The organism is Acuticoccus sp. I52.16.1, from assembly GCF_022865125.1.
Classification (GTDB): Bacteria; Pseudomonadota; Alphaproteobacteria; order Rhizobiales; family Amorphaceae; genus Acuticoccus.
Genome location: NZ_CP094828.1, coordinates 2,838,246 through 2,858,111, shown reverse-complemented (window position 1 = coordinate 2,858,111; position 19,866 = coordinate 2,838,246). Strand labels below are relative to the sequence as shown.

Below are 19,866 nucleotides of genomic sequence, written 5' to 3'. Positions count from 1 at the left end.
CAACCGCGCCGGCGGCCCCCCTGCCGGCGCCCTCTTCGGGAAGACCCTCAGTGAACGCCGCCAGCCCCCTCCTCCACCGTGCCGAGCGCTCGCGCAATGTCACGGCGGTGTTGGGCCCGACCAACACGGGCAAAACCCACCTCGCCATCGACCGCATGCTCGCGCGGCGCACCGGCCTCATCGGCCTGCCGCTGCGTCTCCTGGCACGCGAGGTCTATGGCCGGATCGTCGGCCGGATCGGCCCGGACGCCGTGGCCCTCGTCACCGGCGAGGAGAAGATCGTCCCGCCCGGCGCGCGCTACTACGTGGCGACCGTCGAGGCGATGCCGCTGGACCTCAACCCGGAATTCGTTGCCATCGACGAGGTGCAGCTCGCCTCGGACCTCGAGCGCGGCCGCGTCTTCACCGACCGGATCCTGCGCGTTCGCGGCCAGTACGAGACGCTGCTGCTGGGCGCCATCACCGCCCGCCAGCTCCTGGAGAAGCTGCTGCCGGGCGTCAGCGTGGTCACCCGCCCGCGCATGTCGATGCTGACCTATGCGGGCGAGAAGAAGCTGACGCGCCTGCCACCGCGGTCCGCCGTCGTCGCCTTCTCGGCCAACGAGGTGTATGCGATCGCCGAGCTGATCCGCCGGCAGCGGGGCGGTGCCGCGATCGTGATGGGGGCGCTGTCGCCCCGCACCCGTAACGCACAGGTGGAGCTCTTCCAGTCCGGCGACGTCGACTTCCTGATCGCCACCGACGCGATCGGCATGGGTCTCAACCTCGACGTCGACCATGTCGCCTTCGCCTCCAACCGCAAGTTCGACGGCTACCAGTTCCGCGCGCTGAACCCGGCGGAACTCGGCCAGATCGCCGGGCGCGCCGGGCGCCACACGCGCGACGGCACCTTTGGCGTGACCGGTCGCGTCGCCCCGTTCGACAACAGCCTGGTCGAGGCGCTGGAGACACACGCCTTCCAGCAATCGAAGGTGTTTCAGTGGCGCAATCCGGCGCTCGACTTCTCGTCCGTGGCCGCGCTCCGGGCCTCGCTGGACGAGCCGGCGCAGGAGGAAGGCCTCACCAAAGCCCCTCCGGCGGACGACCAGAAGGCGCTGGAGCATGCCGCCAAGGCGCCCGAAATCATGGACCTTGCCGACACTGCGGACCGCGTCGCGCGCCTATGGGAGGTGTGCCAGGTCCCCGACTACCGCAAAATCGCTCCGGCGAACCATGCGGACCTCCTGCTGACGTTGTACAATTTCCTCATCAGCGAGGGGACGATCCCCGACGACTGGATCGCGCGCCAAGTTCGCTACGCAGATAAGACAGACGGTGATATCGACACACTGTCCAATCGGATCGCGCACATTCGAACTTGGACGTTCGTCGCCAATCGCAATGATTGGCTTGCCGATCCGGCGGAGTGGCGCGAAACGACACGGAATGTAGAGGATCGCTTGTCGGACGCGCTTCATGAGCGTTTGATGCAGCGGTTCGTCGATCGGCGCACCAGCGTCCTTATGAAGCGGTTACGAGAGAATGCGATGCTGGAATCCGAAGTGAACGACGCCGGCGACGTCATGGTCGAGGGCCAGCACGTCGGCTCGCTGCACGGGTTCCGTTTCCAGGCCGACGCCTCGGCGGACGATCCCCGGGACGCGAAAGCGCTCAGGGCCGCCGCCAGCAAAGCGCTAGCCAAGGAGATGGAGCGCCGGGCCGACAAGATGGCGGCAGCCCCCGACACGGCGCTGACCCTGGGGTCGGACGCGGCGATCCGGTGGCAGGGCGCGGTGGTGGCGAAGGTCGTCGCGAGCGACGACACGCTGAAGCCGAGCGCGGTGCTGCTGGCCGACGACAACCTGCCCGCCGCATCGCGCGAGAAGGTGCAGGCGCGGCTGACGCTGTGGCTGTCGGCCCACGTCACCGGCCTGTTGAAACCGTTGTTCGACCTGCGCGACGCACAGGCGCTGGACGGCGGCGCGCGCGGTCTCGCCTACCGTATGTCCGAGCAGCTCGGCAGCGTGGAGCGGGCGAGCGTGGCCGAGGAGGCCAAGGCGCTCGACCAGACGGCGCGCGCCGGTCTGCGTGCGCTGGGGGTGCGCTTCGGCGCCTACCACATCTTCGTGCCGGCGCTGCTGAAGCCGGCGCCCAGCCAGCTGATGGCGCTGCTGTGGGCGCTGAAGAACGCCGATCTCGACGTGCCGGGCCTTACCGAGGTGCCGCAGCTGTCCGCCTCGGGCCGCACCTCGATCGCGCTCGATCCGGAGGTGCCCAAGCCGCTCTACCAGGTCGTCGGCTTCCGTCCGTGCGGCCCGCGCGCGGTCCGGATCGACATTCTCGAGCGTCTGGCGGACCAGATCCGCCCGTTGGTCGCCTGGCGGCCGGGGCCGGATGCGGGCGACCCGCCTCCCGGTGCGGTGCCGCAAGGCGGCGGCTTCCTGGTGACGGTGGCGATGACGTCGCTGCTGGGCTGCTCGGGCGAGGACTTCGCCGCGATCCTCACCTCGCTGGGCTACCGCGTCGACCGGCACGAGGCGACACCCGCCGAGTGCGACGCGCTGAAGGCGGCCAACGAGATCCGCGCCAAGGGGGCGCGTCAGCCCGAGCGCGGCGCCCGACCCGTTCCGGTGCCCGCGCGCGCCGCCCCGGCGCCGGCCACGGCCGACCTGACGACGACCGCGACCGGCGAGCCGGAGGTCGCCGACGCATCGGCCGAAGCGGCCGAACAACCGTCGACCGGGGTCCCCGAGGGCGGGGCCGGCGAGACGGCGTCCGACGGCGGCGGCACCGGCGACAGCTTCGAGCCCGCAGCAGTCCAGGCTTCCACGCCCGAAGAGACTGCAACCGACGAGACCGCGCCCGAAGCGGCCCCAACCGAAGGGAGCGCGCCCTGGGCGGCCCCGGCGGACGACACGCCTGCCCCAGAGGCCGCCGATACGGCGCCCGATGAGCCGGCGGCCGAGGTGCAGGCCGTCATGGAGCCCGCGCCGGACGAGGCGGCCGACGCGGCGCCCGAGGCGGACGACGCGCCCGCCGACACGCTCGACCCGGCGCTCGCAGAAGCCGAGGACGAAGCCGGGCAAGAGGGCGACGCCATCGACACCGCCGACACTGCGGCCGGCACCGCCGCAGCCGGCACCGAGGACGGGGCGACGGGTGAGACCACCGGCGAGGCTGCCGATGGGGCCGAGGCGGAGGTCGTGATGGTGGAGGTGTGGCGCGTTCCGCGGCATCACCGTGGCGACCAGCCGCGCCGCCGCCGCAAGCCGGGACAGCAGGAGAACCGCGGCCGCGGCTCGCAAAGCGGCGAGCGTCGTCGCGGCGGCGAGGGACGCGGGCCCGCCCCCGGCGGCGATCGCGCGCCGCAGGACGGGCCGGCGCTCGCCGCGGCACCGGCAGGGGGCGCTCCGGCACCCGCGGCCGGTGGCGCGCCGCGGCACGACGGACCGGGCGGCCGCTCGCGCGACGACCGTCAGGGCAAGGGCAAGAAGCGGGGCAAGCCGCAGCAGCAGCCGCGCCCCGAGGCGAACAAGCCGCCCAAGCGCGAGCGCGAGGCCGACCCCGATTCGCCCTTCGCCAAGCTCGCCGCACTGAAGGAGCAGATGGAGAAACGCGATCGTTGAAGCGCCCGATTCCCAGCGCCTCGACAAGTGGCTGTGCTACGCGCGGTTCGCCAAGACCCGCACCGTCGCACAGGCCCTCGTCGAGGGTGGGAAGGTGCGGCTCAATCGAGAGACCATCAAGTCGTCGAGCCGAATGATCCGCGCCGACGACGTGCTCACGATCCGCCTGTCACGCGATGTGATGGTGGTGCGGGTCATCGGTTTCGCGCAGCGGCGTGTATCGCCGCCGGAGACCGCCTATCTCTATGAGGTCGTGACGGGTTGAGGCGCAGCTGTCGGCGCACGGCAAGGCACGGTTGCGCACACGCGCTTGTGTGCAGTGCGCGAAGGCCTTAATCCAACCCGCGCAAAAGGAGTTCGTGAAGTGACTTACATTGTCGGCGACGCGTGCATCAAGTGCAAGTACACCGACTGCGTGGAAGTGTGCCCGGTGGACTGCTTCTACGAGGGTGAGAACATGTTGGTGATTCACCCCGACGAATGCATCGACTGCGGCGTTTGCGAGCCGGAGTGCCCGATCGACGCGATCAAGCCGGACACGGAGCCGGGAACCGAGAGCTGGGTCGAGCTCAACGGCAAGTATGCTAAGGAGTGGCCCAACATCACGGTGAAGAAGGATCCGTATCCGGACCACGAGAAGTGGGGCGAAGTCGAGAACAAGCTGGAAGAGCACTTCAACCCGGAAGCCGGGAAGGGCGACGAGGATTAAAGTCTCGCCGCAACGGCGAGCTTGCCAGTCAAGCCGGTACGGCCTAACAAACGGTTTCAAACTGTCCAGGAATCCTGACTTTCCGGACGCCCCCTTCATTTTCACCGTGGCGTGTGCTATATTGACATAATGCCGCGCACGTCCTGATGCGCCGAAATCGCGCGAAGGTGGGCTAGGTTGCAGCAACAACAGGAGCGGGAAGCCCGGCCTCTGTCGACCATCAGCTGTCGTCGGGGCCAGCATGTTGAGTTGTAAGCCGCATTCAGTGCCGTTGGCAGCATGGCCCGGCACGATCCACAAGAACTAGGCACGCTGGTCCACTGGGCCCGTGTTTCTCGAGGAGTACTCAGACCATATGGCAACGGTTAAGAAGAGCGCCGCTCCCAAGTCGGCGTTCAAGCCGAACGAGCACGTCGTGTATCCGGCGCATGGCGTCGGCCAGGTACAGGCCATCGAGAAAACCGAGTTCGCGGGTCATCCGCTCGAACTCATCGTCGTGACCTTTCCGAAGGACAAGATGACGCTGCGTGTTCCGATCGGTAAAGCCAAGACGGTCGGCATGCGCAAGCTCGCCGATGCCGACACGATGAAGAAGGCGCTCGAAACCGTTGCCGGGCGCGCCCGTGTGAAGCGCACCATGTGGAGCCGCCGCGCCCAGGAGTATGAGGCGAAAATCAACTCCGGCGACCTCATCGCCATCTCCGAAGTCGTGCGTGACCTCTACCGGGCCGACAGCCAGCCCGAGCAGTCCTACTCCGAGCGTCAGCTCTACGAGGCCGCGCTCGACCGGATGGCGCGCGAGATCGCGGCGATCAACAAGTCCGACGAAGACGCCGCGATCAAGCTGATCGAGGCCCAGCTCGCCAAGAGCCCGAAGCGTGTCGCCAAGACCGACGGCGAGGTCGACGCCGAAGAGGCGGACGACGAGCTGCACGAGAAGGCGGCCTAACCTTCGCCATGCCGCGGCGGGCCCGACCGGCCCGCTGCGCCTCCCGCGCGACCCACCCGAGAGACCCATGGTCAACCTTCCCGAGTTCCAACCCGCCGCGTACATCATCGCGGGCCTGGTCGTGCTGATTTTTCCGCGGATCCTCAACTACATCGTTGCCGCGTACTTGATCTTCCTCGGCGCCTCGGAACTCTGGCCGAACTTGCTGTCCTGAGCCTGCGCACCGTCGCAGTCGACCGCCGCCCCGCTCCCGACGATTCCATCACGTACGCCCGATCGGCCCGCCACGCGCGGCTTGCGCCGCCCGTTGCCTGATCGGCACAGCCGTGCCGGCGCGTCCGGCGCCCCCGATCTCGCGCAGAGCCCCTCCCGCGCCTCTCCAGTCATGCGTCTGGCGCGGGTCAGCTCTGCGCGAGGTAGAGTGGTGCGAGGTCCGGGCGCACCGCGACCAGGTCGCACTGCACGAAACCGAGGCGCTGGTTGGCATCGTCGAACCAGCGAACATAATCCTGGTCCGGCCGCGCGCGGGGCCAGCCCTTGTAGCGCAGCTCGCCCTTGGACGATTCGCGCCGCTCGACGATGTCCCATTCGGCCGGATCCGGCTCGCGGTCCCCGCGCACATGCACGACGTATTGGCTGTCGTAGAGGTCGAAGTGCTCCGCGAGCAGGTTCAGCACCTCCACCTCGCCCCCGAACTCCACGAACATCACCCCGATCCGCCGCTCCGCGAGGGCGCGGGCGAGGCCCCGCAGCACCATCGTCTCCGCGCCCTGCACGTCCACCTTGGCGAAGGTCACGGCACGATCGCCGAGCAGCTCGTCGAGGACGACCGTCTCCACCTCGTAGGTCGTGCCGCGGGTGGGGGGCGGTCCGGCCGAGTCCAGCCGGCCGACCGAGGAATAGCCGACGAGATCGGCCCAGCGCCCGCCCCGCCCCGGCTCGACCACCGAGCCCACGTGGAAGCGCTCGCGGCCGGCACGGTCACTCGCCGCCGCCTTGAAGAGGCGCACGCGCGGATCGTCGCCGATAACGCCCTGGAAATGCGGCCAGTTGCCGGGGAACGGCTCGAACGCCCACACCTCGCCCGTGGGACAGGCGCGCAGCATCAGCTTGGCGCGCCGCCCCACCGCGGCCCCGACGTCGAGCATCAGCCCCGGCCCCAGCCGGGCGATGCGGTTGTAGACGTCCATGTCGGTCGGGAAGGCGGCACGGCCCGAGTTGACGATCATGTTGCGCCCCGACGCTGTCGATCGGCCAGCCCTAGCACAGACCCCGCCGCGACGGCATGCGCCGCCGCCTCAGGTCGCGTCGCGGCGGCTCAGACCGACACCGCCGCGAGCAGCTCCGCCTCGGACAGCTCCGCCTTGCACCCGCTGAGGGCCACCGCCCCCCGCTCCATGACCACGAACGAGTCCGCCAGGCGGTAGGCGAACTGGAAGTATTGTTCCACCAGGACGATCGCCATCGTGCGCTGCTCGCGCAAATATTCGATCACGTCGCCGATCTGGTCGATGATGTTGGGCTGGATGCCTTCGGTCGGTTCATCGAGCAGGAGCAGCTTGGGCTTGGTGATCAGCGCGCGGGCGATGGCGAGCTGTTGCTGCTGGCCGCCGGACAGGTCGCCGCCCCGCCGGCCGATCATCTGTTTGAGCACCGGGAACAGCTCGAAGATCTCGTCCGGCACCTTGTGCTCCGACGACGGCAGGCAGGCGTACCCGGTCTCCAAGTTCTCCTTGACCGTCAGCAGCGGGAAGATGTCCCGCCCCTGCGGCACCACGCCGACACCGCGTTTGGCGAGCGCGTGGGGCGGCGGCTTGGCGATCTCCTCGCCGTTCAGCCGGTAGACGCCGCCGGAGCGGTGATGGACCCCGGCGATCGATTTGAGCAGGCTCGTCTTGCCGACGCCGTTGGTTCCCATCACGCACGTCACTTCGCCGACGACCGCGTCCATCGAGACGCCGTAGAGGATCTGCGACTGCCCATAGTGCAGCGTCAGGTCGCGCAGCTCCAGCATTTAGCGCTCCCCCGAGCGGCCGAGATAGACCTCGATCACGCGCTCGTCGTTGGTCACATAATCCAGCGAGCCCTCGGCCAGAACCGAGCCCTCGTGCAGCACCGTCACGCGGCAATCGAGCTGACGGACGAACTCCATGTCGTGCTCGACGACGATCACCGAGCGGGTCCGCGCAACGTCCCGCAGCAGGCGCGTGGTATGTTCGCGCTCACCCACGGTCATGCCCGCTGCCGGCTCGTCCACCAGCAGGAGCTGCGGGTCCTGGGCCAGCAGCATGCCGATCTCCAGCCACTGCTTCTGCCCGTGGGACAATTCGCCCGCGCGCCGCCCCAGCTCGCTGGTCAGGCCGATCTCGCGGGCCAGTTCGTGGACGCGGTCGATGTCCGGCTCGGTCCGGAGGTAGAACAGCGTCGGCCACGGCCCCCGCGGGTTCTTCAACGCCATCACGAGGTTCTCGAACACGCTCTGGTCCTCGAACACCGTCGGGCGCTGGAACTTGCGGCCGATACCCAGCCGCGCGATCTCCGCCTCGCTCTTGCGCAGCAGCGAGACGTTGTTGTCGCCCCAGGTGACGCGGCCTTTGTCGGGCCTGGTCTTGCCGGTGACGATGTCCATGAACGTCGTCTTGCCGGCGCCGTTGGGTCCGATGATGGCCCGGAGCGAGGCGGGCTCGATCTCGAACGAGAGGTCGTTGATGGCCTTGAATCCGTCGAACGAGACGGAGACGCCGGCGACTTCCAGAAGCGCGCTCACTTCACCTCCTTCGGCTCGCCCTTATAGGGACGCACCGCCTTGGGGAGCCGCAGATAATCGAACAGGCCCGCGAGCCCCTTCGGCGCCAGCAGCGTCACCAGCACGAACGAGACGCCCAGCAGCACCTGCCACCAGTCGACCCAGAGGATCCGCATGAAGCCGAGATCGATGTCCGGCACGCGGCCGCCGGTGAACCAGGTGGAGAGGAGCGAGACCGTAGCCGCGCCGAGGATGGCGCCGTAGAGCCGCCCGCGCCCGCCGATGGCCACCCACACCGCGAGGTAGATCGAGGCGATGGGTGCGATTTCGGCCGGGTTGATGATGCCGGCCTGCGGATAATAGAGCGCCCCGGCGATGGAGCAGATCACCGCCGTCAGCACGAAGACGAAGAGCTTGAACTGCGTGACCTGGTAGCCGAGGAAGCGCACGCGGTTCTCGTCGTCCCGGATGCCGCGGATGACCAAGCCGAACTTGCCCGAGACGACCCAGGCGCACAGGACGTAGCCGAGGCCCAGCGCCACGGCCGAGGCCACGAAGAACCAGATCGAGATGACGCTCTGCGGCGTGTTCGAGAAGCCCGGGATGTTCTGCAGGCCGGAGAGACCGTTGTTGCCGCGCAGACCGCTGTCGTTCTGGAAGAGGTAGAGCGCCAGCGCCAGCGTCATCGCCTGGGTGAGGATCGACAGGTAGACGCCCGTCACCCGCGAGCGGAAGGCGAGCCAGCCGAACACCAGCGCCAGGAGCCCCGGCGCCAGCACGATGAGGGCGAGCTGGATCCACAGCGAGTGGGCGCCGAACCACAGCGCCGGGATCTCCGACCCGCCGACCACGCCGAAGATCTGCGTGCCGATGGCGTCGCGGATCTCGCTCGCGGTGGGGGGCAGTGCGGCCGAGGCCTGCGCGACTTCGACGATGGCCTCCGTCCGCGCGTACATGATCCACATGCCGATGCAGTAGCCGCCGATGCCGAAAAAGGCGAAGTGGCCGAGCGACAGGATGCCGGTGTAGCCCCACACGAGGTCCATCGCGACCGCCGCCAGGCACAGGCACAAGGTCATGCCGAGCACCTTGAGGAAGCTGGTCGAGATGTCGCCGTTGCCGCCCATGACGACCACGGTGACGGTGAACACCACCAGGAGCAGCAGCACGACGATGGTCGAGGGTTGGCTGAAGACACCGCGCATCGCTTAACCCTCCGCGGCCCGGCCCTTGAGGGCGAAGATACCCCGCGGCCGGAACTGGATGAAGATGATGATGAAGATGATCATGTAGGTCTGTGCCGCCAGCGTGTTGGACGGGTTGAACCACTCGATCCCCTTCTGCAGGAAGCCGATCAGCGTCGCGCCGGTGAGGGTGCCCCACACGTTGCCGACACCGCCGACCACCACCGTCATGAACGACTGGACGATGTACTGCTGGCCGATCTCGGAGGTGACCTGCGCGTAAAGGCCGATGGCGACGCCCGCGATGCCGGCGATGCCGGAGCCCAGGCCGAAGGTCAGCATGTTGATGCGCTCGGGGTTGATGCCCATGGAAGAGGCCATGCGCCGGTTCTGCGTCACCGAGCGAACCTCGAGGCCGAGGCGGGTGCGGTTCAGCACCAGCAGCAGTGCCGCGAAGAAGATCAGCGCCAGCACGAAGATCGCGATGCGGATGTAGGAGATGCCGGCGATCGCGTTGATCTCCCAGGAGCCGGCCAGCCAGTCGGGTGAAGTGAGCGGGCGGGCCTGCGTGCCGAAGATGTTCTTGGCGAGCTGCTGCAGCGCGATGGAGACGCCGAAGGTGGCGAGCAGCGTCTCCAACGGCCGGTGGTAGAGCCAGCGGATGACGAGCCGCTCCAGGATGACGCCGGCGGCGAACCCCACCGCGAAGGCGAGCGGCAGCGCCACGATGATCGACAGCGTCTTGTCCGGCACGAACTGCTGGACGACGTAGCCGGTGTAGGCGCCCATCATGATGAACTCGCCGTGCGCCATGTTGATGACGCCCATCACGCCGAAGGTGATGGCGAGGCCGATGGCGGCGAGGAAGTAGATCGAGGCCAGCGACATCGCGTCGAGCGCCAGGTCGAGGAACTGGTAGAGGCCGACCTTGGTGCGGATCGTCGTCAGCGTGCCCAGCGCCGCGTCGGTGATCTCCTGCGGCTGGACATAGACCTCGTAGAAATTGTGCGCGTCGACCAGCTCTTCGCGCTGCTCCTCTGTGAGCGTCGGCTCGACGGTGCCGGCGGCGGCGAGCGCGGCATAGGCGTCGTCGCGCGCCTCGCGGGTGCCCAGCTCGGCGACCGGGACGCCGGCGACCTTGCCGTCGACGATGTTGCCGACGAGGGCGGCGTCGCGCTGGGCGACGCCGATCACCTTCGGCGCCAGACCCTTGCCGACGAGGAGATCGTAGGCGCCCTCGAACGGCAGCGCATCGGATCCGGGGGTCAGGTGGCGCGCGACGTTGACGTCCTCGCCCGGTGCGTCGTCGGTGATCCGCATTTCCGTGGCGAGCAGCGGATTGAGCGCCGCGCGCGCCGTGACCGACATGTCGCCGGCAAAGCTCTCGATCGCGGCGACGCGGGCGGCGACGTCGTCCGCGAATTGCAACGCCAGCAGCCGTTCGGCGAGGCGCATCTCGCGGATGACGGTCGGTGTCTCCTCGGTCTCCAGCGCCTCGCGGATCAGCGGGAGCTGCTCCTCGGATGGGTCGCGCATGATGGCAGCGACGGCGGTCTTGCGCACGTCGGGATCGGGGTTGGTGAGTTGGAAGCGCACCAGAGCGGTGCCCATGAGGCCCTGCACGCCGCGGTTGGGGCGGATCTGGTCCACCTCCCGCCGGCCGACGCGGCCCAGCTCGTCGCCGGTGACGACGTGGCGCAGGACGTAGTCGTCCCCGTCTCGATCGGCGAGGAAGAAGCGGCCGTCGGCCTCGCGCACGTAAAGCTCGCGGTCCATCCAGCGCTGCAGCACGAGGTCGGCACCCTCGAGACCGCTCTGGGCGAGGGCGTCGATCGCCGGGCCGATGGTCTGGCGCGAACTCTCCTGGATGAGGTCGGTATTGTCGAGCAGGAGCTGCTCGATCGGGGTCGGGGCGGGCTGGGCCCGACCGACGCCGACGAGGGCCATCAGGGCGACGAGCCCCGCCGCGAGTGCCGTCGCGATGCGGCAGGCGAGCCTAGCGGATGCCGGGGATCGCCCCCGGGCGGCAGCGGCAGTGATCAACAACAGAGAGCCCTCGGCCGGAGATGGAGCGGCCCGCCGCCCGGACGCGGGCGGCGAGCCTTCGAGACGCGGCGGTCCGGGGCGGACCGCTCAGCCGAACCTCAGTAGTTCGACTTGATCTGCACGCAGGTCTTCGTCTCGGTATTGTACATCCCGCACTTGAGGTCCTTCCAATCGGACGTCAGCACCGCGGATTCCGGCAGGAAGTCCGTCCACGCGTCGCCGTCGACCTCGTCGGTCTTGGAGATGATGTCGAACTGGCCGTCCGCGGTGATTTCGCCGATCAGGACCGGCTTGGCGAGGTGGTGGTTCGGCAGCATGATCGCGGTGCCGCCCGTGAGGTTCGGGAACTCCTGGCCGATCATCGCCTGCTCGACGGCGTCGACGTCGGTCGTGCCGGCAGCCTCGACGGCGTTCACCCACATGTTGAAGCCGATGTAGTGGGCCTCCATCGGGTCGTTGGTGACGCGCTCGTCACCCATGCGGGCCTTCCACTTGGCGATGAACTCCTCGTTCGCCGGCGTATCGGCGGACTGGAAGTAGTTCCACGCGGCGAGGTGGCCGACGAGGTTGGAGGTGTCGAGGCCGGACAGCTCCTCCTCGCCGACCGAGAAGGCGACGACCGGGATGTCGTCGGCCGACACGCCCTGCGCGGCGAGCTCCTTGTAGAAGCCGACGTTGGCGTCGCCGTTGATGGTGGAGATGACGCCGACCGAGGAACCGTCGGACGCGAGGTCGACGACCTGGGAGACGATGGTCGACCAGTCGGAATGGCCAAAGGGCGTGTAGTTCACGAAGATGTCCTCTTCGGCGATCCCCTTGTCCTTCAGGTACGCCTCGAGGATGTTGTTGGTCGTGCGCGGGTAGACGTAGTCGGTGCCCAGCAGCGCGAACTTCTCGACGCCCAGCTCATCCAGGAAGTAGTCGACCGCGGGGATCGCCTGCTGGTTCGGCGCGGCGCCGGTGTAGAAGACGTTCTTGGACGACTCTTCGCCCTCGTACTGCACCGGGTAGAACAGCAGGCCGTTCAGCTCCTCGATGACCGGCAGCACCGACTTGCGCGACACGGACGTCCAGTTGCCGAAAATAACGTCAACATTGTCGACGGTGAGCAATTGGCGTGCGAGCTCGGCGAAGCGGGGCCAGTCGGACGCGGGGTCGACGACGACGGCCTCGAGCTGGCAGCCGAGCAGGCCACCCTTCTCGTTCTGCTCGTCGACCAGCATCAGGATCGTATCCTTCAGCGTGGTCTCGGAGATCGCCATGGTACCGGACAGGGAGTGCAGCACCCCGACCTTGATGGGGCATTCGGCATCCTGCGCGGCGGCCGGCAGCGCGCCGGCGGCCACGAGGGCGGCCGCGACGATTGTTCTTTTCATCTCTTGCTCCTTCGACTGCGACATGTGCGCGAGGAAGGCCAAGCAAGACCGTTGCCACAATTATAAACGCGACAAGCCGAGCTTGCGCGCAATCGGGAAACGGAGAGACGGAAATCCGCCCGGAATGCGGGCAGCGGCGGCGCGCGAGGGCTTAGGCCGTGCCCCACTGGGCCGAGGGGGGGAGCTGGGCGGCCGAGAACCAGAATTTTTCCAGCGAATGGACGACGTCCCGGTAGGCCTCCAACTCGAGCGGCTTTTGCATATAAGAGTTGGCGCCGAGCTCGTACGTCTCGACCACGTCGGACTGCGAGCGGGAGCTGGAGAAGATCACCACCGGGATCGTGCGGGTGTCGACGCCGGACTTCACGGTGGCCAGCACGTCCTTGCCGCTCATGTCCGGCAGGTTGAGATCGAGCACGATGAGGTCGGGACGCGGGGCATCCTGGTAGGGGCGGCGGCCGCAGACGTAGTCGCACGCCTCGTTTCCGCCTTCGACGACCACGAGGTCGATGCCACGGCCGGACATCGCCTCCTCCATGAGGATCGCGTCGGCGGGATTGTCCTCGACAAGGAGAAGCACGGCCGAACGCTTGCGCCCGCGCGCCCGTTGCGATCCGTTCCGGTCGCCGTTGCCTGAGGATCCGCTGTATTTTTGCAATGCGTGTCCAGTGCAGGGAGAAACTACACACCCTGGTTGCATTGTGAGCCGGTCTCTCATCATAGCGCGTTTGCAGCCTAATGGCTCCAGGCATTACAAAATACTCGAACTTAGGGTGTCCGTTTCTCGAATCGGATGCCGTTTCGTCGTTAAACCCCTCAATTCAATACGAAACCACGCGGCAATGCGGTGGGGGGACTGGTGGCAAGTTCGATTCAAATGTAAAATCCCCGGGTGAGCGGGGTGAGGGGTGTACAAGTGGGCGTTGAGAATGGGTACGCGGGGACGGTCGTCGCGGACAGCGCCTTGGTGCTGGTCGTCGAGGACGAGCCTGCCGTGCAAGACCTCGTCGCGCAGATCCTGACCCGCGAGAAGTTCCGCGTGGCGACGGCCGACAGCGTCCGTGCCGCCGAAAAGGTCCTGGAATCCGAGGATGTCGTGCTCGCGCTGGTCGATCTGACCTTGCGTGACGGCAACGGCCTGGACCTCGTGCGGCGCCTGTCGCTGGATCCGACCGTCGGCACCATCATCCTCTCCGGCGCCGCGGACGACATGGATCGCATCATTGGCCTCGAAGTCGGCGCCGACGATTACGTGACCAAACCGTTCAACAATCGGGAGTTGGCGGCCCGCCTGCGTCGCCATGCCGCGCGCATCCAGTTCATCCGCGAGCAGGCCAACCACCCCCCCGTCGCCAACGCGAACGGCCACGCCCCGAAGAGCGAGGGGCCGAGTCTCGGGCCCTGGGCGATCGACGAGGCCCGCCGCGCCGTCTACCATGAGAGCGGCGCCCGGGCCGCGCTGTCGGACGCCGAGTTTCGCACCCTCATATGCCTATTTCGTAATCAGGGCACCGTCCTCAGCCGCGACGGCCTCTATCACGAGGTGGTCGGCCCCGGCAGCCGCGACCCGCTCGACCGCCGGATCGACGTCTATGTCTCCGGCCTGCGCAAGAAGCTGAACCTGACCGACCCGCACCGGATCCGCACCGTCCACGGCGTCGGCTACATCCTGGACTGAGCCGGCGCGCCGGCCGGAGCCCGGCGCGGACAGGCAAGCTTCGGTCCATCCACGCGCGATACAAAAACCTGTGCCGTCCATAAGAGTAACACAGGTCTGTGAAGCGCGATGCCAGGTCCATCCGACGATGACGCGAAGAAACGCGACGGTGAACTCGAGGATCTGGCCCGCGAGGAGGTCTCGCTGCTGTCTACCCTGCTCGCCCCCAGCACTCACGGCGAGGCCCTGCGTCAAAGCCTGATGGTGGCGCTCGGTCTCGACGAGCCACCCTCCAATCCACAGGCCTCCGCACCCCCTTCCCCTGCCCCGGAACCCACTGACGCCATGCGCCAGCTCGCCGCCGAAGCCCAATGCACCGCCGAAGCCGCCGCGACCGCTCACACCGCACCGGTCGACCGCCCGTCCACTTGGCCGATGGCCCGCCTGGGCGTCGGCGCCGCGGTCAACAAGCCGGTCGCCCTCGTGGTCGACGATACCGCACTGGTGCGTGAGCACACCGTGCGGCTGCTGGAGCGGCTCGGCTACAGCGTCACCGCGGCCGAGAACGGCCCCATGGCCCTGCGTCTCCTCAAGGGGATCCCACGGCTCGACCTCCTGGTGACCGACGTCGTCATGCCGTTGGCGATGAACGGCCGCGAGCTGGCCGAGAAGGTGATCGAACAGTTTCCCGAGGTCGCGGTGGTCTTCGTGTCCGGGTTTGCCGACCTCGGCGTCGACGAGCGCGTCGGCCTGCCGTCCTCGGTGAACCTGCTCGCCAAGCCCTTCACGCGGGACGAGTTCAACGACGCCATCCAGGAAGCGGTGTGCCAGGCCCGCTCCACCCCGCCCGCCGTCCACTGACCCGGCCGAACGCCGCCGGCACTCAGGCCGGGCGGTCCTCAGGCACGTGCGGGCCCACCGGCTGGTCGCGGCGGCCGATCAGCAGCGCCAGCAGCCGGCCGATGTCGTACCCCGTGCCCAGCAGGCAGGGCACCAGGACCAGCACCAGCACCGTCGCCGAGGCGAGACCGAACACCATCGTCACGGCCATCGGCTTGAGGAACTCGGCCGACATCGACCCCTCGAAGAGCAGCGGGATCAGCCCGCCGATCGTCGTCAGCGAGGTCAGCAACACCGCGCGCAGACGGTCCGCGCTCGCCCCGACCGCGGCAGACGCGAACGTCTCCCCTTCCCCCAGCCGCTCGTCGAACCGCTTCACCAGGATGATGGAATCGTTGACGAGGATGCCGGCGAGGCCGAGCAGACCGACGAACGAGACGATGGTGAGGTTCATCCCGAACGCCACATGCCCCAGGATCGCCCCCACGGCGCCGAACGGGATGATCAGCATGATCACCACCGGCCGCCAGTAGGAGCCGAACACCAGCGCCAAGGTCAGATAGATCACGAACAGCGCCAAGTAGGCCCCGTTGGTGAGATCCTCGAACGAGCGGCGCCGTTCGCGGTCGCGCCCGCCGAACTCGCCGCGCACGCCGTAGCGTGCCTCGATGGTCGGCAGGACCTCCTCGGCCACCCGCTCGGTGATCGCCGACGGCGAGGTGACCGCCGGGTCGACGTCGGCCGTCACGGCGATCGTCACCACCCCGTTGCGGCGCAGGATGACCGAGAAGGTGTTGCGCTCCTCGATCTCGACCACCTCCGAGGCGGGCACGAACTCCCCGGTCGACGAGCGCAGGAAGATGTCGTCGATCGAAAGGGCGCGTCCGTCGGTGCGCTGACGCACACGCACCGGCACCTCCTCGGCGTCGGGCCCCAGCGTCAAACGGCGGGCGATTTCGCCCTCGAAGGCGCCGCGAACCTGGGTGCCGACGCGGTCCAGCGTGAACCCCAGCGCCTTGCCACGCTCGGTGAGGTGCAGCGCAATCTCCGGTTTGCCGTAGGGCAGGTCGTCCGCCACGCCCGACACGCCGTCCCATGTCTCGACCACCGCCATCACGTCCGTCGCCGCCAGCTTCAGCGCCGAGGGTGACGCGCCGACGAGGCGCAGGTCGAGGTCGCGCCCCGGCGGCCCGCCGCGCCGCTCGGCGATGGAGGCGGACTTGACGCCCGCGAGGTCCGGCAATGCCTCGCGCCAGGCGCGCACGAGGTCGGGCGTGCGGACGGCGCGCAGTTCGGACGGGGTGAGTTGCACCTGCAGGGTGGCGAGGTTGTCGCCCCGGTCGCGCCCCGCCCGGCCGATCAGCGCGTAGGCGTCGGCGACGAGGTCTCCCTCCTGGGCGAGGTCCCGCTCGGTGTCGCGCAGCGCCGCCTCGATCGCCTGGATGCCGGCGATGGCCCGCTCGCGCGGAGTGCCGGGGTGGAACTCCACCCGCGCGGTCACGAACTCGGACTCGGGCGAGGGGAAGAAGACGAACCGCACGTGCCCGCCGCCCAGATAGAGCCCATAGACGACGACCATCACGCTCGCCACCGCCAGCGCCAACGTGGTGTAGCGGAAGGCGTATGCGAGCCGGACGAAGCGGGTGAAGGCCCCGTCGCGAAAGGCGTTGAACACGCGGTCGAACCCGGCGCGGAAACGGGCCAGCGGGTCACGCGGCAGCCGGGCCGCCCGCCGCGCCAGCCGCCGCTCGACCCAGCCCGCGAGGGCGAGCCCGGACAGGATCGCGACCACCGCCAGGAACGTCGGCGGCAGGTCGATCACCGGGCGCAGGACCGCGAGCGCCTGCGCCGCGTCCGTCCCATGGGCCAGCAGCCACGACGAGGCGTGGACGACGCCGCCGATGAACGCCGCGCCCAGCCCCGCGATCACGGTGAGGCGCAGGAAGCGGCCGATGCGCAGCGACCCGCCGCCCTGGTGCGCCAGATGGCCCGGCAGCACCAGGAAACACTCGATCAGCGAGGCGACGATGATCGCGATGCCGACCAGCGGCAGCGCCGACATCATCTGCCCCATCACGTCGCGCATCAGAAAGATCGGCGCGAAGGAGGCGATGGTGGTGACCGAGGAGGCCAGCACCGGCACCAGCATCTCGGTCGCGCCGCGGGTCGCGGCCTCGGACGGCGTCAGGCCGCGGGCGGCGAGCGTGTCGGCATGCTCGCCCACGACGATCGCGTCGTCGACGATGACGCCCAGCATCATGATGAGCGCGAACAGCGACACCATGTTGAGCGACTGCCCCGTCGCCAGCATCACCGCCAGCGTGCCGGCGAAGGCCACCGGGATGCCCAGCGCCACCCAGAAGGCGATGCGCGCGTTGAGGAACACGAAGAGCACCGCCAGCACCACCGCGAGCCCCTGCCAGCCGTTGGTGACGAGGATCGAGATGCGGTCCCACAGCATCTCGGTGCGCACGTCGTAGAGCTTGAGGTCGAGGCTCGGCGGCAGCGTCGGCCGCACCTCGGCCATGTAGGCGCGCACGGCGCGGTCGGCGGTGAGGGCGTCGGCCGTCGGGGCGCGCTCGATGGTCAGCTCGATCGCCGGGTTGCCGCCGCGCAGGCCCGACACGGAGCCGCGCTCGAACCCGTCGTAGACGCGGGCGACGTCGCGGATGGTGATGACCTCGCCGCTCGGCAGCGCCTTGACCGGGAAGCCGGCGATCGCCTCGGGCGTCTCGCCGCCGCCGATCACGCGCACCTGCCGCTCGATGACGCCCTCCACCACGCCGGACGGCCGGTCCAGCGTGTTGGCGCGCACCGCCTCGGCGAGGTCCTCCACCGTCAGGCCGAGGCGCAGAAGGTCGTGCTCGCGCGCGTCGACGACGATCTCGCGGTCGCGTGCGCCGCCGATGGTCACCTTCTCGAGATCGCGGGCCAGCAGGTCGTCGCGGATGCGCCGCGCGAAGGTCTGAAGCGCCGCCTCCGAGAAGGGGCCGGAGACGGAGATCTTGGCGACCGGGTCGCGCAGCGTGTCGAACGCCACCTTGGGGCGCTCGGCGCCATCGGGCAGCGTGTCGATCGCGTCGATGGCCTGCTCGACGTCGGAGTAGGCCTTCTGCATGTCGGTGCCGGCCTCGAACTCGATCGAGGTGAAGGCCGAGCCCTCGCGGGCGATGGAGCGCAGGCTGTCGACCCCGACGAGGTAGCGCACCGCCGGCTCGACGGCCGTGAGGATGTTCTGCGAGACGTCCTCCGCACTGGCGCCGGGCCAGGCGATGGAGACTTCCACCTCGTTGAGGTTCGCCGGCGGCCAGAACCGCGTGGTCAGGCCGGCGAGGGCGTAGATCCCGAGCCCCAGCATCAGCGCCATCAACAGGTTGGCCGCGTTGGGATGCCGCGCAAAGCCGTTGATGAGACCGTTCATCACGACGGCTCGCGTTCGGCCGGCACGGGGTCGGCGAGGTCCACCCGGCGCACCTTCAGGCCGCTGCCCGCCTCCGCGAGGCGCGTCGTCACCACCTCGTCCCCCTGGCGCAGCGTGCCGCGGACGATGGCCTCGTCGCCGTCACGGGCGAGCACGGTCACCGGCCGGCGCACCAGCCTCTCGTCCTCGCCGATGACGAAGACGTGGTCACCGTAAAGCGCCGTGGCCGGGATGCGGGCCGACTGCGGATGCGGCCGGTCCGGCACCGCGACCTCGACGAAGGCGCCCGGTCGCGGCACCGCCGAGGACGGCAGCTCCAGCCGTGCGTAGACGTCGACGCCGCCGGTGTCACTGGCGACTTCGGCGCCGATGCGGTCGATGGTGGCGGTGTAGACCAGCGGCTCGTCGCCGATGGACCAGGCGACGGAGATGGTGGCGCCCAGCAGCGCATCGCCGGCGACGAGGCGGCCGTAGCGTTGATCTGACAGGACGAAGCGCACTTCCAGCCCATCGGCGCGGACCAGCGCGACGGCGACGTCGTTGGCGGCGAAGATGCGGCCGAGCGCGGCGGATTCGGAGAGGACGATGCCGCGGAAGGGGGCGGTGAGGACGGTGTCCTCCAGCGCCCGCTGCGCCTCCTCGACGGTCCATTCCAGACGGTCGATCTGGGCGCGCTGCTGCTCCAGGCGGGCCTCCTCGCCCTCCAGGCTGTAGCGCGCCTGGTCGACGGACTGCTGCCGCTGGCTGACGATGAGCCGCCGCTCGTCGACCGCGCGGTCGGTGATGGTGCCGGAGCGCAGGGTGGTGGCGCGCGAAAGGTCCCGCTCGGCGAGCTCGCGCTGCTCTTCGGCGCGTTCCAGGTCGCTGGCGCCCATGGCGATGCGGCTTTCGGCCTCGCGCGCCGCCGCCTCGGCCTCCTTCAGCTGCGCCCGCGCCTCGCGCAGCGCGCCGAGGTAGGCGAACGGGTCGATCCGCACCAGCGTCTCGCCCTCCTCGACGACGACGCCGGCGGCGAGATCCTCGCGCACCTCGACGACGCGGCCGGGCGAGGCGATGCGCAGCTCGGCACTCTCCAGCGCCACCACCTCGCCGAACGCGCGCAAGGTGGCACGGTTGGTGCCGATCTCGACGTCCCGCGCGGTGACGGCGTAGACGGTTTCGACCGCCTCGCGCCGCTCGGGCGGGCCGCCGGCCCCGCCGTTGACCAGTCCCTCGGTCCAGGACCAGGCGACGATCAGCACCACCGCCGGCAGGATCGCCTGCGCCAGCAGGCGCGCGATGCGGCCGAGCGCCCTCATCGCGGCCCCCCGCGCCGGCGGACCGCGCCGGTCCG

At 69.0% G+C, this 19,866-nt stretch carries 16 protein-coding genes; 7 read left to right on the top strand and 9 right to left on the bottom strand.

All coding sequences use genetic code 11. The annotated features are described in order from the left end of the window. Nucleotides 1-50: 50 nt before the first annotated feature. The 5 genes from MRB58_RS12930 (at nucleotide 51) to MRB58_RS12905 (ending at nucleotide 5,477) form a co-directional block, all read left to right on the top strand. Nucleotides 51-3,605, top strand: coding sequence for a helicase-related protein (locus tag MRB58_RS12930; protein WP_244777540.1), 3,555 nt, complete (start codon nucleotides 51-53; stop codon nucleotides 3,603-3,605). Continuing rightward, nucleotides 3,598-3,870 carry an RNA-binding S4 domain-containing protein gene (locus tag MRB58_RS24820; RefSeq protein ID WP_256461734.1) on the top strand — a complete coding sequence of 91 codons (273 nt, stop codon included), beginning with the start codon at nucleotides 3,598-3,600 and terminating at the stop codon, nucleotides 3,868-3,870. The genes MRB58_RS12930 and MRB58_RS24820 overlap by 8 nt, the downstream gene beginning before the upstream one ends. Before the next feature lie 99 nt (nucleotides 3,871-3,969). Beyond that, nucleotides 3,970-4,314: a ferredoxin FdxA gene (gene fdxA, locus MRB58_RS12915; protein ID WP_244777536.1), complete on the top strand. Its 345-nt coding sequence runs from the start codon at nucleotides 3,970-3,972 to the stop codon at nucleotides 4,312-4,314. 355 nt (nucleotides 4,315-4,669) lie between these two features. Continuing rightward, a complete protein-coding gene (locus MRB58_RS12910) occupies nucleotides 4,670-5,263 on the top strand; it encodes a CarD family transcriptional regulator (protein WP_244777534.1) in 594 nt (197 codons plus the stop codon). 67 nt (nucleotides 5,264-5,330) lie between these two features. Next, nucleotides 5,331-5,477, top strand: a complete 147-nt coding sequence (locus MRB58_RS12905) for a DUF3096 domain-containing protein (RefSeq protein ID WP_244777532.1) — start codon at nucleotides 5,331-5,333, stop codon at nucleotides 5,475-5,477. A 187-nt stretch (nucleotides 5,478-5,664) separates the two neighbouring features. Here MRB58_RS12905 and MRB58_RS12900 read toward each other — a convergent pair whose 3' ends face one another. The 7 genes from MRB58_RS12900 to MRB58_RS12870 form a co-directional block, all read right to left on the bottom strand. Then, the gene (locus MRB58_RS12900; RefSeq protein ID WP_244777530.1) at nucleotides 5,665-6,492 is read right to left on the bottom strand and encodes an FkbM family methyltransferase; all 828 of its coding nucleotides are present in this window, start codon (nucleotides 6,490-6,492) and stop codon (nucleotides 5,665-5,667) included. An 89-nt stretch (nucleotides 6,493-6,581) separates the two neighbouring features. Next, on the bottom strand, nucleotides 6,582-7,277 hold the full coding sequence (urtE, locus tag MRB58_RS12895; RefSeq protein ID WP_244777528.1) for an urea ABC transporter ATP-binding subunit UrtE: 696 nt from the start codon (nucleotides 7,275-7,277) through the stop codon (nucleotides 6,582-6,584). Continuing rightward, complete coding sequence (gene urtD, locus MRB58_RS12890) at nucleotides 7,278-8,030, bottom strand: urea ABC transporter ATP-binding protein UrtD (RefSeq protein ID WP_244777526.1); 753 nt, start codon at nucleotides 8,028-8,030, stop codon at nucleotides 7,278-7,280. Then, nucleotides 8,027-9,214: an urea ABC transporter permease subunit UrtC gene (gene urtC, locus MRB58_RS12885; protein WP_244777524.1), complete on the bottom strand. Its 1,188-nt coding sequence runs from the start codon at nucleotides 9,212-9,214 to the stop codon at nucleotides 8,027-8,029. Before urtC ends, urtD begins: the two co-directional genes overlap by 4 nt. A 3-nt stretch (nucleotides 9,215-9,217) precedes the next feature. Next, nucleotides 9,218-11,140 (bottom strand): urea ABC transporter permease subunit UrtB, encoded by a 1,923-nt coding sequence (gene urtB / locus MRB58_RS12880; RefSeq protein ID WP_244777522.1) that lies wholly within the window; start codon nucleotides 11,138-11,140, stop codon nucleotides 9,218-9,220. A gap of 197 nt (nucleotides 11,141-11,337) precedes the next feature. Then, a complete protein-coding gene (gene urtA, locus MRB58_RS12875) occupies nucleotides 11,338-12,615 on the bottom strand; it encodes an urea ABC transporter substrate-binding protein (RefSeq protein ID WP_244777520.1) in 1,278 nt (425 codons plus the stop codon). Nucleotides 12,616-12,766: 151 nt separating this feature from the next. Further along, complete coding sequence (locus MRB58_RS12870) at nucleotides 12,767-13,195, bottom strand: response regulator (RefSeq protein ID WP_244777518.1); 429 nt, start codon at nucleotides 13,193-13,195, stop codon at nucleotides 12,767-12,769. A 336-nt stretch (nucleotides 13,196-13,531) separates the two neighbouring features. Here MRB58_RS12870 and MRB58_RS12865 point away from each other — a divergent pair, with 336 nt between their 5' ends. Together MRB58_RS12865 and MRB58_RS12860 are read left to right on the top strand one after the other, a co-directional pair. Next, nucleotides 13,532-14,293, top strand: a complete 762-nt coding sequence (locus MRB58_RS12865) for a response regulator transcription factor (protein ID WP_244777516.1) — start codon at nucleotides 13,532-13,534, stop codon at nucleotides 14,291-14,293. A gap of 108 nt (nucleotides 14,294-14,401) precedes the next feature. Further along, on the top strand, nucleotides 14,402-15,133 hold the full coding sequence (locus MRB58_RS12860) for a response regulator (protein WP_244777514.1): 732 nt from the start codon (nucleotides 14,402-14,404) through the stop codon (nucleotides 15,131-15,133). Between the two features lie 22 nt (nucleotides 15,134-15,155). Here MRB58_RS12860 and MRB58_RS12855 read toward each other — a convergent pair whose 3' ends face one another. Together MRB58_RS12855 and MRB58_RS12850 are read right to left on the bottom strand one after the other, a co-directional pair. Beyond that, a complete protein-coding gene (locus MRB58_RS12855; protein ID WP_244777513.1) occupies nucleotides 15,156-18,533 on the bottom strand; it encodes an efflux RND transporter permease subunit in 3,378 nt (1,125 codons plus the stop codon). Then, nucleotides 18,533-19,831, bottom strand: a complete 1,299-nt coding sequence (locus MRB58_RS12850; protein ID WP_244777511.1) for an efflux RND transporter periplasmic adaptor subunit — start codon at nucleotides 19,829-19,831, stop codon at nucleotides 18,533-18,535. The genes MRB58_RS12855 and MRB58_RS12850 overlap by 1 nt, the downstream gene beginning before the upstream one ends. Between the last annotated feature and the right edge of the window lie 35 nt (nucleotides 19,832-19,866).

Bases quoted from the DNA above. Each gene is read 5' to 3' on its own strand.
- MRB58_RS12910 (WP_244777534.1), top strand. From the start codon at position 4,670: ATGGCAACGGTTAAGAAGAGCGCCGCTCCCAAGTCGGCGTTCAAGCCG.
- MRB58_RS12905 (WP_244777532.1), top strand. From the start codon at position 5,331: ATGGTCAACCTTCCCGAGTTCCAACCCGCCGCGTACATCATCGCGGGC.
- MRB58_RS12900 (WP_244777530.1), bottom strand. From the start codon at position 6,492: ATGATCGTCAACTCGGGCCGTGCCGCCTTCCCGACCGACATGGACGTC.
- urtE (WP_244777528.1), bottom strand. From the start codon at position 7,277: ATGCTGGAGCTGCGCGACCTGACGCTGCACTATGGGCAGTCGCAGATC.
- urtC (WP_244777524.1), bottom strand. From the start codon at position 9,214: ATGCGCGGTGTCTTCAGCCAACCCTCGACCATCGTCGTGCTGCTGCTC.
- urtB (WP_244777522.1), bottom strand. From the start codon at position 11,140: ATGGCCCTCGTCGGCGTCGGTCGGGCCCAGCCCGCCCCGACCCCGATC.
- urtA (WP_244777520.1), bottom strand. From the start codon at position 12,615: ATGAAAAGAACAATCGTCGCGGCCGCCCTCGTGGCCGCCGGCGCGCTG.
- MRB58_RS12860 (WP_244777514.1), top strand. From the start codon at position 14,402: ATGCCAGGTCCATCCGACGATGACGCGAAGAAACGCGACGGTGAACTC.
- MRB58_RS12855 (WP_244777513.1), bottom strand. From the start codon at position 18,533: ATGAACGGTCTCATCAACGGCTTTGCGCGGCATCCCAACGCGGCCAAC.
- MRB58_RS12850 (WP_244777511.1), bottom strand. From the start codon at position 19,831: ATGAGGGCGCTCGGCCGCATCGCGCGCCTGCTGGCGCAGGCGATCCTG.